This window comes from Vibrio coralliirubri, assembly GCF_024347375.1.
Lineage (GTDB): Bacteria > Pseudomonadota > Gammaproteobacteria > Enterobacterales > Vibrionaceae > Vibrio > Vibrio coralliirubri.
The window spans coordinates 284479-299572 of sequence record NZ_AP025470.1; the positions used below are offsets into that span (position 1 = coordinate 284479).

The following is a 15094-nucleotide window of genomic DNA, read 5'->3' on the forward strand; positions in this document are numbered from 1 at the left end:
AACTAACACAACTCGCTTGAGAATTTGAGCCCAAAGTAGCTGCTGTTTACTTTGGGCTTTTTCATGCCTATTTCATTTGCCTTCCCCGAAAACTCCTTGTTTGAATTGATAATTTACGCAGTATTTAGCTAGCACACCCGTGTCTTTAATGCTGTGCAGATGATCTTATTTGGCACCCTCAAGCTTTATAAAATCACACTCGTTTCTATATATGTTGGAAATATATAACGTGCCAAACAATTGATGATTCCAAAGTGATAAGTTCCTCATTTTCTTGCCAACTGACTTATTCCTTTCATAAATAAACCTGATAGTTACCACAAAATACATGACTGCCCATAGATGGCAGTGACTATAACTCGATGAACTCAGGTGAAACGGATGGCTCTTTTACACAAACCTTCATTGCTAGCAGTGGCAATTGGTAGCTTGTTAACTACAAGCGCACACGCTGATTTGTTTATTTCACAATATGTGGAAGGCGGCAGCTATAACAAAGCGGTTGAGATTGCCAATAGTGGCGATAGCAGCATTAGTTTAGATGGTTACTCATTGGCGAAATCTGCCAATGGCAACGGATCATGGGGTGCCACTTTACCTTTAGATGGCCACGTTTTAGCACCCGGTGAAGTACTCGTGGTCGCACATTCTAGTGCGAGTGATGAGATTAAAGCTCAAGCTGACATTATTAATGCCTCTATCGCCAATCATAACGGTGACGACCCGCTGGCTATCTTGAATTCAGACGGCTCGGTACATGATGTTGTTGGTTTGATGGGCGATGTGGACTGGGGCAAAGATGTTACTTTGGTTCGTGCGACACAAACACCTTCCGCGACGTTTGATGCTTCACAATGGGTATCGCTACCCAAAGACAGCATTGAAGGCCTAGGTTCACTAGACAGTGTTGAACTGCCAGAAGCGTTCACTTGTACACAAGATGGCTCTGACCCAGTATTCACCACCATTCAAGAAATCCAAGGTGAAGGCGCAACATCGCCATTCATCGATGGCTACCCGTACATCACCGACGATGAGTACTTCGTCAAAGGTGTGGTAAGTGCGGTAACAACAGGCCTAACCAAAGGCTTCTACTTGCAAGCACTTGAGGATGATTTCAACTCAAGCACTTCTGAAGGCCTATTTATTCATACCAACCAGTCGAGCTCAGAACTGGCTGCGGGCGACGTTGTGTGTGTGAAAGGCAAGGTTCAAGAATACTACAGCCACACTCAGCTAAAAGTTGAAAACAACCAATGGCTAAAACAGGGCGAGCAGCAGGCACCTGAAGCAACGGCGATAGAAGCGCTAGACAGTGATGAGAACTTCGCTGCAACGCTAGAACGTTACGAAGGCATGTTGGTGAAAACAACCGAAGCACTAGACATGCGTGTGACACGTACCTTTGGTTATGACTACGCCGGTCGTCGTAACAACATGGTACTGGCGCATGAGCGTATTAACATGCAGCCAAACCAGCTTTTCGCCGCGGGATCTGACGAAGCGAAGCAGCAAACTGAAGACAACGCTGATCGTCGTCTTTTCGTTGAAACCGATCAAAAAGCAGCTGATGGACAAGTCCCTTTTTATCCAGATTTTGGCCGCACTGATATCGACCAAGATGGCTCGACCGAAGACTACATCCGCATTGATGACACCATTGTTGGTCTAGAAGGTGTTCTGACCTACAGCTACGGTGAGTACCGTTTAATTGCGACTAACCAGATTTCTGCTGAAAACTTTGTGCGTAACGATCCGCGCACCGACAAACCAGACATGGATGAAGGTGATTTACGTATCGCGACCTTCAACGTATTGAACTACTTTAACTCTCCATTTGGTGGCGACGCGAATCAGCACGGTAATAACCGTGGCGCGAACACCATCACTGAGTTTGAAATGCAGCAAGAGAAGATTGTGAACGCGATTCTTCGTCTAGACGCTGACATCATTGGTTTGATGGAAATTGAGAACAACGGCTTTGGTGAAGGTTCAGCGATTCAACAGCTTGTTAACCAACTGAATGATCGTATTGAGCGTAAGAAAGACCGTTATACCTTTGTGGCTGTTGATTCTAATGAAGATGGCGTAACCGACGAGATGGACTCGATTGGTACCGATGTAATCACAACCGGTGTTATTTACCGTAAGAAGGTAGTGAAGCTTAAAGACAGCCGTGTTATCGCGATGCCAAGCCAACAAGCCCCAGAGGTGTTAGATGATTCAGGTAAGGTGATTGAAGATGGTAAGAACTACCAACGTGACTCATTGGCGCCAACCTTTAAAGTTAAAGGTACCAAAGAGAAACTCACCGTAGCGATTAACCACTTTAAATCGAAAGGTTCTAAGTGTTGGGAAGATGCAGCACCGGTTGAGCAGGGCGGCCAAGGTGGCGTTGATGCCGATAAGCAAGGTTCATGTGAGAACTTCCGTGTTGCTGCGGCAGTTGCATTAGGTGAAGCGCTAGACGGCATCAAAGGCCACAAAGTGATTCTGGGTGACATGAACTCGTACGGCATGGAAGATCCAATGCTGGTGCTAACGGATTACTCGGAAGAGAAATACGGTAAGCAAATAAAAGCAGCTCGTAATACCTTCCTTGATGGTGTTGAGCAGTTTGGTGATAGTGGTGCGGTGATTACGAAGAACTACGGCTACGTTAATGCCGTGGCTCAAAAGCACCCAGACAGTTGGAGCTACTCATACAATGACGAAGTGGGCGCACTGGATCACCTGCTGATCAGCGACAGCCTGAAAGATAGGGTTGTCGATGCTACCGATTGGCACATCAATGGTGGTGAGTCGACGTTGTTTGATTACAACGAAGAGTACAAAGGTGATCTGCCTAAGTACCAAGATCACTTCCGTTCATCGGATCATGATCCTGCCGTTCTTGAGCTAAGAGTGGGCGGTTCATTTGGCTTCGGTGCTCTGATGTCACTATTTGGCTTAGCAATGTGGCGCCGTCGCAAATAGATTGGCTTGCCACACAAGCAAGCCAATTCAGATAACTTAACGCTATCTGTAAACAATTAAGGTCAACTTAGGTTGGCCTTAATTATTGGCGAAATGCAGTTTCCACTTGCCTTTCGCTATGGGTATTGCACAATACCGCCCCTATATCTCCCAATCCTTTAGTATTTAGCAAACGATTTCGACCCATGTTACTTATCATCGATAACTACGACTCTTTTACCTATAACTTGTATCAGTATTTCTGTGAGTTAGGGGTCACTGTAAAAGTTGTTCGCAACGATGAGATTGATATAGCGGGCATCGAAGCGCTAAATCCTAGCCATCTTGTTATCTCGCCGGGCCCATGTACGCCCGATGATGCGGGAATTTCGCTACAGGTGATTGAACACTTCGTTGGTAAGCTGCCGATCTTAGGTGTGTGTCTTGGCCATCAAGCCATTGCTCAAGTCTTTGGTGGTGAAGTGGTGAGAGCCAGACAAGTGATGCACGGTAAAACCTCGCCGATCCGCCATAACGGTAAGAGTGTTTTTCAAGGTCTCAATAACCCTCTGACTGTGACTCGTTACCACTCTTTAGTGGTGAAAAACGGCACATTACCAGACTGTTTTGAGCTGACCTCTTGGACAGAATTTGAAGATGGCAGCATGGATGAGATCATGGGTTATCAACATAAAATCTTGCCGATTGATGCCGTCCAATTTCACCCTGAATCGATTAAAACAGAGCAAGGACACCAGCTTCTCGCTAACTTCCTAGCACGTTGAGTGTTTAAATTTGACCCTTTTTCCGTCTAAATAAGCCAGTTAAACGTATTCCATTACCCGTTAAGCGTTTAAATTCGGGCGTTACGCGTCTTCATCCCTCTGACGCCGATCACTTTTTATAACATTTCTCCCTCGTCAGGCTAAGTTTTTAGCCTATGCAAAATTATTCGCGTTATTTCGTCTCGAACCCAATATACCGCAATGCCAGTAAGGCTTTGCTGTTGCTGGTTATACGTTTAGGTAAAAAAAGCTTCATAAAACAGATTAATTGATGCATAAATAGTCATAGGTAGTGACGTTTAGCTGGTTGTAAGGGATGGCTAAAGAATAATCTACTATTGAAAAGGTTAATTAAATGTAAATATAATGCTGCAGCGGGATTATGGCGAGACAAAATATCTTTGTCTCACTTATGAACCATTACGCTTATTTGCGAAGCTTGCGGTATCGAGAAGGAATGTACGATGACAGTGGAAAATAAAGTAGAACGTAGTCTGTTTAATGAGGTGATGGTGCCTTGTTATAACCCAATGGAAATGATCCCAGTAAAAGGGGAAGGCGCACGCGTTTGGGACCAACAAGGCCGAGAGTATATCGACTTTGCTGGTGGTATCGCTGTGAGCTGTTTGGGTCACTGTCACCCAGCAATGGTTAATGCTGTTACCGAGCAAGCAAACAAGATTTGGCATCTAAGTAACGTGATGACCAACGAACCTGCACTGCGTCTAGCGAAGAAGCTAACCGACGTATGTTTTGCAGAAAAAGTATTCTTTGCCAACTCTGGCGCAGAAGCGAATGAAGCAGCTTTGAAGCTAGCTCGTCGTTGGGCGGCGGACGTTCACGGTCCTGAGAAATCTGAAATCATTGCATTCAAACAAGGTTTCCACGGTCGTACTTTCTTTACCGTAACTGTAGGTGGTCAAGAAGCTTACTCTGATGGTTTCGGTCCTAAACCGGGCGATGTTACTCACCTGCCTTACAACGATATTGCAGCATTAGAAGCGCACATCTCTGATCGCACTTGTGCAATCATGATGGAACCTCTGCAAGGCGAGGGCGGTATCATCTCGCCAACCTCTGAATTCGTGAACACAGTTCGTGAACTGTGTGATAAACACAATGCACTGCTTATTTTTGATGAAGTGCAAACGGGTAATGGCCGTACTGGTAACTTTTACGCTTACCAAGGTCTAGGTGTAACACCAGACATCTTGAGCACAGCAAAATCACTGGGTGGTGGTTTCCCTATCGGCGCAATGCTAACAACCTCTGAACTGGCTACACATCTAAAAGTTGGCACACACGGCTCTACTTACGGTGGTAACCCACTGGCGTGTGCTGTTGCAGAAGCGGTTGTTGATGTGGTTAGCCAACCTGAAACATTAGCTGGCGTGAAAGAGCGTGAAGCATTGTTCCGTGATGGTCTTACTAAGATTAACGATAAGTACCAAATCTTCAGTGAAGTTCGTGGTAAAGGCCTACTACTAGGTGCTGCGCTTAACGAAGAGTGGCAAGGCCGTGCACGTGACGTTTTAGTAGCAGCAGGCGAACAAGGCTTGATGGTACTGGTTGCGGGTGCAAACGTGGTTCGTTTCACGCCATCACTGGTTATTACTACACAAGAAATTGAAGAAGGCTTATCAAAACTAGACAAAGCAATCGCTACGCTAGTTTAGCCTGAGCGGCGTCATAGGAATGATCGCCAATAGAGCGATCCCATGACGTTCTGCTAAAGGCCCAAGCTTCTGGTTTTGGGCCTATTTTGCATCTGGAGGGAATATTGATGCTAGTTGTTCGCCCAATAAAATTATCTGATTACGATGCGCTGCATACCTGCGCCGTTGAATCTGGTCACGGATTCACATCTCTTCCGGTTAACGAAGAACTGTTAACTAACCGTATTACTCACTCTGAATACAGCTTTGCCAAACAAGACGTGACTGAACCCGGTGATGAAGGCTACCTAATGGTTGGCTTTGATACCGAAACCGGTGAAGTAGCCGGTACGACAGGCATCGAAGCTTCAATCGGCTGGGATGTCCCGTTCTACTCGTACCACATCAGTAAAGTGGTTCATTCATCGCAGAAGCTTGGCGTAAATAACGTCGTTAAGCTGCTGACTTTCGGTAATAACTACACCGGATGCAGTGAGATCTGCACACTGTTCTTGCGCCCGGCATTCCGTGGTGGATTGAATGGTCGTTTGATGTCTAAGTGTCGCTTCTTGATCATGTCTGAGCACCCAGAGCGTTTCTCGAAAACGATTTTTGCTGAGATGCGTGGCGTATCAGATGCAGAAGGTAACTCTCCTTTTTGGCAATGGCTGCAAGAGCACTTCTTCTCGATTGATTTTACGCTTGCCGATTACCTAACCGGTATTGGTAAGAAAGGCTTCATTGCAGACCTAATGCCTAAGCTGCCTATCTACGTGAACCTACTGAGCAAAGAAGCTCAAGCGGTGATCGGAGAGGTACATGACAATACGCGCCCTGCACTTAAGTTGCTGGAACGTGAAGGCTTCACCAACCGTGGTTATGTCGACATTTTTGATGCAGGCCCAACGGTTGAGTGTGATCTAAGAAACATCGAATCTGTGCGTTACTCAATTCGAGCGCAGGTTCAAATTGCAGAGCACTCAAGCTCTAAAGACTTCCTAATTGGGAATACCTCATTTGAGAACTTCCGCGCAGTAGCCGCGAAAGGCGCGTATGACCAAGCAAGCGACACAGTGATTTTATCATCTGAAGTAGCAAGCGCTCTTGAAGTAAAAGAAGGCGAATTCGTTCGCATGTTGGCTCAGTAAGAGCGGCGATTATCTGTCGAAGATTTTAAGGATAGAAGTATGACTCAGTGGATAGCAGGACAGTGGGTGGCAGGTCAAGGTGACGCCATGACATCAGTAAGCCCATACAACAATGAAGTAGTGTGGCAGGGTGATAGCGCAACACCAGCACAGGTTGAATCTGCAGTAGCAGCAGCTCGTGAAGCCTTCTTGGTTTGGAAAAAACTGAGCTTTGCAGAGCGTGAAGCGATCGTGTTGAACTTTGCTGAGAAAGTTAAAGAGAACAGCGAAGAAATCGCACAAATTATCGCGAAAGAGACGGGTAAACCGATTTGGGAAACTCGCACTGAAGCGGGCGCAATGGCAGGCAAGATTGCTATCTCAATCCGCGCTTATCATGAGCGTACCGGTGAAGCTTCTCGTGAAGCGGCAGGCAACCAGATTGTACTGCGTCACCGTCCATTAGGCGTGATGGCAGTATTTGGCCCTTATAACTTCCCAGGTCACCTACCAAACGGTCATATTGTTCCTGCGCTGCTATCGGGTAATACCGTGGTATTTAAGCCTTCAGAGCAGACACCTTGGACGGGTGAGTTTGCGATGAAGCTATGGCAAGAAGCGGGTCTTCCTGCTGGCGTAATCAACCTAGTACAAGGCGCTAAAGAGACAGGTATCGCACTAGCCGATGCTAAAGGTCTTGATGGCGTGCTGTTCACAGGTAGTGCAAATACCGGTCATATCCTTCACCGTCAATTCGCGGGCCAACCGGGTAAGATGCTAGCGCTAGAGATGGGTGGTAATAACCCTATGGTGATCAGTGACCAATTTGGTGATGCTGACGCGACGGTTTATACCATTATTCAATCGGCTTTCATCAGTGCGGGTCAACGTTGTACATGTGCACGTCGCCTGTATGTGCCTGTTGGAGAGAAGGGCGATCTGCTTCTAGATAAACTGGTCGCAGCCACACAAAAGATTCGTGTTGATCAGCCATTCGCTGAACCAGCACCCTTCATGGGTCCTCAGATCTCTGAAGCTGCGGCTAAGTTCATTCTGGACGCGCAAGCGAATCTGCAATCGTTAGGTGGAGTCAGCCTAGTAGAAGCAAAAGCGGGTCAAGCGGCGTTTGTTTCTCCGGGTATTATCGACGCAACCAACATTGCTGAGCTGCCGGATGAAGAGTACTTCGGTCCATTGCTACAAGTGGTTCGTTACCAGTCACTAGAGCAAGCAGTTGAACTAGCTAACGACACGCGTTTTGGTTTGTCTGCGGGTCTTGTATCAACAGACGATTCAGAATGGGAATACTTCGTTGACCATATCCGTGCGGGTATTGTTAACCGTAACCGTCAGCTAACAGGCGCAAGTGGTGATGCACCATTTGGTGGTCCAGGTGCTTCGGGCAACCTACGCCCAAGTGCTTACTATGCGGCGGACTACTGTGCTTACCCTATGGCTTCAATGGAAGGTGGCGAAACTCAACTTCCAGCAACGTTTAGCCCAGGTATTGAGCTTTAAATTAGGCTAATGAGCATTAGTCTCATGCGTTAAGCTTGAAATAGGGAAGTGGTGTTATCGCTTCCCTTTTCCATCACGTCCGACACCTAGATTGGACGGTAGATAATAATAGAAAAAGTATGTCACAGGCTGATGGCTGCTGACTCTGTGTCTCAGCCTCTCCCTTTCTAATCCAAATTACTAGCTTGCTAGAACCTCTGACAAGGAGTCACCATGACGCCCGATCTACTCTTTAAATCACTTTGGGACGATTACATTCACAGGCTTTGTCCATCGGCTGAGAAAGTGCATCACTTGCTGAAAGAAGACGAAGCGCTGATTAATGATCACATTGCACTGCGAACTTTCAATGTTGCTCCTTTGGGTATTGAAACACTAGCGAAGCCTTTCCTTGAATTAGGCTACAAGGCGTGTGGCGACTACTTGTTTGAGAGCAAGAAGTTAGTGGCTAAACATTACGAGCACCCAGATCCAAAACAACCAAAAGTGTTCATTAGTGAGTTGAAGGTAGAAGAGTGTTCAAGTGACTTGCAACAGATCGTTGCTAAGTTGGTTGAGCAAGTGGACGCAAGTAAGCTTCAAGGTCATGAATTCTTGTTTGGCGGTCGTCTTTGGGGTTTGAGCTTCGCTGATTTCCAAGTGCTCGCAAAAGAGAGCGAATACGCGTCTTGGCTCGCGGCTCATGGATATGGTGCTAACCACTTTACGGTGAGTGTGAATCAGCTAAATAACTTCGATGAAGTGCAGGCCGTGAATGACTACTTGAGCGAGTCGGGCTTCACGATCAATGCATCTGGCGGTCAGGTTAAAGGCTCTCCAGAGGTCTTATTAGAGCAATCATCAACAATGGCAGACAAAGTCCCAGTTTCATTTGTTGAAGGCAATGAGATGATTCCTGGCGGCTTCTATGAGTTCGCTAAGCGTTATGCGATGGCCAACGGTGAGCTTTACACTGGTTTTGTTGCAGCATCAGCTGATAAAATCTTTGAGAGCACCAACGGTTAAAGAAAGATACCAGAACGGACTTTACCCTAGAGATTCGAGTACGCTTCGCTTCGAAGAAGTTTACAAATAGGATTTTGTGAGTTCTTCTCGCATCTGCTCTATAGATCTTCAGAAAACAAAAAAGCCACCAAATTCGCATTTGGTGGCTTTCAAATTTTTGGCTCAGTTAATCGAGATTAACGAGTGCCGTATACCACGATAGTTTTACCGTGTGCAGAAATTAGGTTCTGCTCTTCTAGCATCTTCAAGATACGACCTACTGTCTCACGAGAACAACCAACAATCTGGCCAATCTCTTGACGAGTGATCTTGATTTGCATGCCGTCAGGGTGAGTCATTGCATCTGGCTGTTTCGCTAGGTTTAGTAGCGTTTGAGCGATACGACCTGTTACGTCAAGGAACGCTAAGTCACCAACCTTTTGGCTAGTTACTTGTAGACGGTTTGCCATTTGCGCTGAAAGGCGCATTAGGATATCTGGGTTCACTTGGATAAGTTGACGGAATTTCTTGAAAGAAATCTCAGCTACTTCACAAGGAGATTTAGCACGAACCCAAGCTGTACGCTCTTGGTCTTCTTCGAACAAGCCAAGCTCACCGATGAAGTCGCCTTGGTTTAGGTAAGAAAGAATCATTTCCTTACCTTCTTCGTCTTTGATAAGAACTGCCACAGAACCTTTAACGATGTAGTACAAGGTTTCTGCCTTTTCACCAGCATGAATCAAAGTACTTTTTGAAGGGTACTTATGAATATGACAGTGTGAAAGGAACCACTCTAATGTTGGATCGGTTTGAGGTTTACCTAGAACCATAATATCTCACTTCCTCTGCAGGGTATGCTTGCCGCTTTCCGTATTTTAGCTAAGCCTGGATTGACTTGTAGGATAAGAGCACTCGTTGAGTGCTGCAAGCTATCTTGTGTTTCGTTTAAGAATAGTATCCTTTTTCAGGTACTATTTCTTGATTTTAATCGTGACCAAGCTACGATTTTTTACGCAAAATTGTGCACATGATCACGGTATGAAAAGTAATCAACCAGAATGTCGTTTTGTTAACCTATTTTTCCGGTTTCGATGAGTTGTTGCAGGATTGGCCTCACAATGAGCTCCATAGCAAAACTCATCTTGCCGCCTGGCACCACTAGCGTGTTATGACGAGACATAAACGAGCCATCAATCATAGCCAGAAGGTAGGGGAAATCGACGTTTTTGATGCCACGCAAACGTATAACTACGAAGCTTTCGTCTAAACTTGGAATCCCTTTGGCGTTGAGTGGGTTCGATGTATCTACGGTTGGAACACGCTGAAAGTTGATGTGAGTGCGCGAAAATTGCGGGGTAATGTAGTTAAGATAATCATCCATTGAACGAACAATGGAGTCCATTACGGCTTCGCGTGAGTGGCCACGATCGCGGGTGTCACGAACGAATTTTTGAATCCACTCTAGGTTTACGATAGGTACCATGCCGATCAGCAAATCGACGTGTTGAGAAACGTTAATGTCGCCATCAACCACACCGCCGTGCAGGCCTTCGTAAAACATCACATCGGAATTTTCAGGGATCTCTTGCCATGGCGTGAAGGTGCCCGGCATTTGATTGTAAGGCACGGCTTCATCGAAGGTGTGCAGGTAGCTTCGTACTTTACCTGTGCCTTCGTTACCATATTTACGGAAGAACTCTTCTAGCGCACCAAAATCGTTGGCTTGTGGACCAAAGTAGCTGATGTGCTTACCTTGCTCGCGCGCTTTACGGATCTCGACATCCATCTCTGGGCGAGTGAAACGATGGAAACTATCCCCTTCAACCCAAGCAGCCTTCACGTCCATCATATTGAACATTTTACGGAAGGCTTCTGAGGTGGTGGTGGTGCCGGCTCCAGATGAACCCGTCACCGCAATAATTGGATGTTTAGCGGACATGACAACCCTTGTCTTTTGAGTAACTTACTTGTTAGCAATCGTTTACCACTATAACACGGCTCCTTTATGAGCGCAGCTTAGAAGCGTTTTGTGACCTGAATATCAACGGTTTCATGGAGCTCAGAAAACACAATGCTGACTTCTCCTGAAGCTAATTGATGTTTCACTTGGTCAATCTTGTTTTGCAGTGAAACCTCTACGTCGCCGTAGTCTGTGCCTTCACGCAGCACGAACTCTTTGATGAGGTTTTCCAGTGTCTCTGGTGCAATGTCTTGCCATGGGATGATCATAAATACTTCTCTCTTTTATGTTCATAAATAGGTTTATTGATGTAGAAATACGTGTGCTTAGTAATGTTTTGCTTCTATTTACTAAGGCTCGGTCATTATGCCGAATCTTGGATACTTTCATAGTAGGCAGGCAAGGCTTCTTCTAACCAAAACCTTGGCTTGAGTGTGTTGCCAGTAATAAACCCCACATGGCCGCCTTTTTGAAACAGTCGATAGTCGATGTTATCGGGCAGAACGAACTTTGGGATCACATCATCGGTCATGAAAGGGTCGTCTTTGGCATGAATGATCTGAGTCGGTAGTTTGATCTTATTGAGCTTAGGCAGCGCAGAACATTGCGCATAATAATCTTGGGCATTTTTGAAGCCGTGCAGAGGCGCAGTGATTCGTTCATCAAACTCATACAGTTTGGTGATGTTCTTGATGGCTTCAGCGGTGATGCCAAGTTTTTCCTGTAGCAGGTTAACCTTTTTTAGCGCATTCGATTTTAGAGAGTTGAGCAGGTACTTCTTATAGAGTTTGGAGAAACCGCGCTCAATGCGACTAGAGCAACACGCTAAGTCAAAAGGAGCTGATACGATGGTCGCCGCCGACAGCAATGGGTCGTCTGCGTACTCAGCCAAATAGTTCGCCAGCATGTTTCCACCTAAAGAGATGCCAACCGCAACCTTAGGGTTATTCGGAAACTGGGCGTGCAGGTGTCTTAGGAAAAAGCGTGCATCTTCGACTTCCCCTGAATGGTAAGCGCGAGCCAGGCGATTGGGTTTTCCGCTGCAGCCTCTGAAGTGCATCATCACTGAGAGCCAACCATCTTTAGCAAACGCATTCATTAATCCATTGGCGTAAGGGCTCTCAAAGCTGCCTTCTAGACCGTGGAATAGAACGAATATCGGCTTGCTACTGCGATCATTATTATTTGAGGTGTCACCGTCTGGTGATTCGCTCCAAGCAAGATCAAGAAAGTCACCATCGGGTGTTTCTAAGGTTTGCCAGTGAGGATGAAACAGCGCCTGCTTTCTAATAAACCGTGGCACTAAGGTTTGTAAGTGCGGATTAGAGAGACCAGCGGCTGCGGTAAATATTGTCATAAAAACGATCCATGCTTCTTTTATGGGCTTTGGTAAATGTCGTATTTGTAACAGAACGCCCACGTTTTTATTTGAGCTTGGTTGATTCTCGGCATAAGCGCAAGGCTTTCACTTATACGAGATACAAAAACAGGCTATGGGTAACCGGTTGAATAATATCAAAGTTAAGCTTGGATCTTGATGGAATAAAAAGGAAAGAGAACGAGCTAGGGCTGTGGTGCTGGTTCAGAAAAAGCGTCGTAGAGGTTTTCTGCCCCTAATAAACGACAGTACTGAAAAGCGAGCGGTGATTGCTGATTAGCGTACAGTTGTAGGGAGTTAATACAGTCGACAAGATCGGATTGTTGTTGCTTCTCAAGCTGTAACTCAAACTGCAAGGCTTCACGGTATAGTGAGTCGACAACGTGCGCTTTGAGATGTTTACGCAGCTCTCTATAACTATGAAGCAGGGTTTCAGAGCGGCTCAAGCACTGTTGAACCTTGTGCCACTCTTCTTCAGCAAAAGACAATTGCTGCTCATCAAGCCATTTGAGAAGCAGCAGTAGATTGACGTTGCCGTGAAACTGGTTTTGCAAAGCTAGGCACGCATCCTTTACACCGCGCACACTGTAATACTGAAGGCTAAATTGCCATAGTCGTTCCAGTGTTAGTGATATTGGGGCGTGCTCTGGGCTCATAAGCTATCCATATCCTGTTCCATCTGCTCAAGCTCTTCTTGAGTGGACATCCAATCCATTTCAACTTCTTCTAGCTGTGACTTACTGCTCGCTTGGAGAGCGAGTACTTTATTCAGTTTAGCCTTATTTTCAGCTTCATACAGTGATGTGTCGGATAATTCTTGCTCGGCTTCTTCAAGAGCCTGCGTTAATTTATCCATCTGCTTTTCAAATTGAGTGAGCTTTTTACGAAGTGGTGCCGTCAGTTTACGGAACTCGGCTTCTTTGCGTTTCTGCTCTTTTTTTGCTGCTGCACTGTTAGCGCCGTCTTTGGCTGGTGCCAATGCTTGTGCTTCTTTGCGCTCAACTTTCTGCTGTTCGGTTAGCCACTTGTAGTAATCGCTTAAGTCACCATCAAACGGTGCTACTTGGCGGTCGTGTACAAGGTATAAATCATCGGTAGTCGCACGCAGTAGGTAACGGTCGTGCGATACGATAACCATTGCGCCTTCAAACGTCTGCAGGGCAAAAGTCAGCGCCTGACGCATGTCAAGATCCAAGTGGTTGGTTGGTTCATCGAGTAGCAACAGGTTTGGTTTTTGCCATACCAGTAGTGCTAATACTAAACGCGCTTTTTCACCACCAGAGAAGGGTGCCACTTTATCGAGCGCTTTTTCACCTTGGAAACCGAAGCTACCTAGGTAATCACGCAGTTGTTGCTCGGTGTGTTTAGGGGCGATCTGCATCATATGTTGCAGCGGTGTTTCTTCAGGGTGCAGAGTCTCTAATTGGTGCTGTGCAAAGTAACCAATCTTAACGCCTTGCGAATAACTCAGTTCACCGCCTTGCTGTTTCAGTTCGCCAGAAAGCAGTTTAATCAGTGTTGATTTACCAGCACCATTTCGACCAAGTAGACCAATACGGCTACCCGGTACTAGATTCAAGCGAATCTTCTCTAGAATCAGATTGTCATCATAGCCCGCTGATACTTCGTCCATCATCATGATTGGATTTGGTAGCGCGTCTGGTTCTCTAAATTCAAAGCTGAATGGGTTATCAAACTGAGCAGGTAGCACTTGTTCCATTTTCTCTAACGCTTTAATACGGCTTTGCGCTTGGCGAGCCTTTGACGCTTTGTAACGGAAACGGTCAATGTAGCTCTGCATGTGAGACATCTGTTTCTGCTGCTTTTGGTACATCGCTTGTTGCAGAATCAGTTTTTGCGCTCGTTGGGTTTCGAACGATGAGTAGTTACCCGTGTACTCATTGAGCTGTTGATTTTCAACGTGCACGATACGGTTGACGATAGGGTCTAAGAAGTCTCTATCGTGCGAGATAAGTACTAGTGTGCCAGGGTAGCTTTGTAACCAACGTTCTAGCCACATTACTGCGTCTAAATCCAAGTGGTTGGTAGGTTCATCGAGTAGCAATAGGTCACTGCGACACAGTAGAGCTTGCGCTAGGTTCAAACGCATACGCCAACCACCTGAGAATTGAGTCAGGTTCCATGTCATTTGTTCTTGGCTAAAGCCTAGGCCGTCCAGTAACTCGGCAGCACGTGCCTTGATGCTGTAACCACCAATGGTTTCAATCTTGCCGTGGATCTCTGCTACCAATGTGCCGTTGTCGGCTTGTTCAGCTTTCTCTAGTTGATCTTCAAGGCCGCGATATTCACGGTCGCCATCAATCACGTATTCAATTGCTGTTCTTTCTAATGCAGGTGTTTCTTGAGCAACCCAAGCCATTTCCCAATGGGCAGGTTTGCTGAATGAGCCAGCATCAATCGACAGTTCGTCCTTAATTAAGGCGAATAGCGTAGATTTACCACAGCCGTTTTTACCAACCAAACCGATCTTGTCGCCAGGGTGAAAAGTCGCAGATGCTTGGTCGAGGAGTGGCTTACCGCCGCGTAGCAATTGAATATCAGAGAAAGTAATCATAATTGAAATAGCATAGAAATTAGAGGTGAACAGACGCCTGCATAGTAGGCTGAAACCAGATAAAAGTCGATCACAATGCAATTTGCGTTATGATGCCAATAACATATTAATAACTTTTGCTTAAATTCTTGTGGCCTTGCCACCGTTTAGCCCTCAA

At 46.0% G+C, this 15094-nt stretch carries 12 protein-coding genes; 6 read left to right on the forward strand and 6 right to left on the reverse strand.

From position 1 onward, the window contains the following. The first annotated feature begins 381 nt into the window (after positions 1–381). The 6 genes from OCV20_RS01280 to OCV20_RS01305 all read left to right on the forward strand — a co-directional run bounded on the left by OCV20_RS01280 (position 382) and on the right by OCV20_RS01305 (position 9045). Entirely contained in the window at positions 382–2976 is a 2595-nt protein-coding gene (locus tag OCV20_RS01280) for an ExeM/NucH family extracellular endonuclease (RefSeq protein WP_086774520.1), read from the forward strand. Positions 2977–3161: 185 nt separating this feature from the next. Next, complete coding sequence (locus tag OCV20_RS01285) at positions 3162–3740, forward strand: aminodeoxychorismate/anthranilate synthase component II (protein WP_076675415.1); 579 nt, start codon at positions 3162–3164, stop codon at positions 3738–3740. 464 nt (positions 3741–4204) lie between these two features. Further along, positions 4205–5416, forward strand: a complete 1212-nt coding sequence (locus tag OCV20_RS01290) for an aspartate aminotransferase family protein (protein ID WP_048612356.1) — start codon at positions 4205–4207, stop codon at positions 5414–5416. Positions 5417–5523: 107 nt separating this feature from the next. Then, the gene (astA, locus tag OCV20_RS01295; protein ID WP_048612355.1) at positions 5524–6543 is read left to right on the forward strand and encodes an arginine N-succinyltransferase; all 1020 of its coding nucleotides are present in this window, start codon (positions 5524–5526) and stop codon (positions 6541–6543) included. 39 nt (positions 6544–6582) lie between these two features. Next, the gene (astD, locus tag OCV20_RS01300) at positions 6583–8040 is read left to right on the forward strand and encodes a succinylglutamate-semialdehyde dehydrogenase (RefSeq protein ID WP_050619816.1); all 1458 of its coding nucleotides are present in this window, start codon (positions 6583–6585) and stop codon (positions 8038–8040) included. A gap of 213 nt (positions 8041–8253) precedes the next feature. After that, complete coding sequence (locus OCV20_RS01305; RefSeq protein WP_086774519.1) at positions 8254–9045, forward strand: DUF1338 domain-containing protein; 792 nt, start codon at positions 8254–8256, stop codon at positions 9043–9045. Positions 9046–9221: 176 nt separating this feature from the next. Here OCV20_RS01305 and crp read toward each other — a convergent pair whose 3' ends face one another. From crp to OCV20_RS01335, 6 genes are all read right to left on the reverse strand, one after another. After that, positions 9222–9854 (reverse strand): cAMP-activated global transcriptional regulator CRP, encoded by a 633-nt coding sequence (gene crp, locus OCV20_RS01310; protein WP_004729651.1) that lies wholly within the window; start codon positions 9852–9854, stop codon positions 9222–9224. A gap of 239 nt (positions 9855–10093) precedes the next feature. After that, a complete protein-coding gene (locus tag OCV20_RS01315; protein WP_010435210.1) occupies positions 10094–10963 on the reverse strand; it encodes a phosphoribulokinase in 870 nt (289 codons plus the stop codon). A 77-nt stretch (positions 10964–11040) separates the two neighbouring features. Further along, positions 11041–11253, reverse strand: coding sequence for a YheU family protein (locus tag OCV20_RS01320; RefSeq protein ID WP_010435208.1), 213 nt, complete (start codon positions 11251–11253; stop codon positions 11041–11043). A 95-nt stretch (positions 11254–11348) separates the two neighbouring features. Beyond that, entirely contained in the window at positions 11349–12341 is a 993-nt protein-coding gene (locus OCV20_RS01325) for a hydrolase (protein ID WP_086774518.1), read from the reverse strand. A gap of 206 nt (positions 12342–12547) precedes the next feature. Beyond that, the gene (locus OCV20_RS01330; protein WP_048605369.1) at positions 12548–13018 is read right to left on the reverse strand and encodes a TIGR02444 family protein; all 471 of its coding nucleotides are present in this window, start codon (positions 13016–13018) and stop codon (positions 12548–12550) included. Then, positions 13015–14937 (reverse strand): ABC transporter ATP-binding protein, encoded by a 1923-nt coding sequence (locus OCV20_RS01335; RefSeq protein ID WP_017061112.1) that lies wholly within the window; start codon positions 14935–14937, stop codon positions 13015–13017. Before OCV20_RS01335 ends, OCV20_RS01330 begins: the two co-directional genes overlap by 4 nt. Positions 14938–15094: the final 157 nt, after the last annotated feature.

Bases quoted from the DNA above. Each gene is read 5' to 3' on its own strand.
- OCV20_RS01335 (WP_017061112.1), bottom strand. From the start codon at position 14,937: ATGATTACTTTCTCTGATATTCAATTGCTACGCGGCGGTAAGCCACTC.
- OCV20_RS01330 (WP_048605369.1), bottom strand. From the start codon at position 13,018: ATGAGCCCAGAGCACGCCCCAATATCACTAACACTGGAACGACTATGG.
- OCV20_RS01285 (WP_076675415.1), top strand. From the start codon at position 3,162: ATGTTACTTATCATCGATAACTACGACTCTTTTACCTATAACTTGTAT.
- OCV20_RS01305 (WP_086774519.1), top strand. From the start codon at position 8,254: ATGACGCCCGATCTACTCTTTAAATCACTTTGGGACGATTACATTCAC.
- OCV20_RS01320 (WP_010435208.1), bottom strand. From the start codon at position 11,253: ATGATCATCCCATGGCAAGACATTGCACCAGAGACACTGGAAAACCTC.
- astA (WP_048612355.1), top strand. From the start codon at position 5,524: ATGCTAGTTGTTCGCCCAATAAAATTATCTGATTACGATGCGCTGCAT.
- OCV20_RS01325 (WP_086774518.1), bottom strand. From the start codon at position 12,341: ATGACAATATTTACCGCAGCCGCTGGTCTCTCTAATCCGCACTTACAA.
- OCV20_RS01315 (WP_010435210.1), bottom strand. From the start codon at position 10,963: ATGTCCGCTAAACATCCAATTATTGCGGTGACGGGTTCATCTGGAGCC.
- OCV20_RS01290 (WP_048612356.1), top strand. From the start codon at position 4,205: ATGACAGTGGAAAATAAAGTAGAACGTAGTCTGTTTAATGAGGTGATG.
- OCV20_RS01280 (WP_086774520.1), top strand. From the start codon at position 382: ATGGCTCTTTTACACAAACCTTCATTGCTAGCAGTGGCAATTGGTAGC.
- astD (WP_050619816.1), top strand. From the start codon at position 6,583: ATGACTCAGTGGATAGCAGGACAGTGGGTGGCAGGTCAAGGTGACGCC.
- crp (WP_004729651.1), bottom strand. From the start codon at position 9,854: ATGGTTCTAGGTAAACCTCAAACCGATCCAACATTAGAGTGGTTCCTT.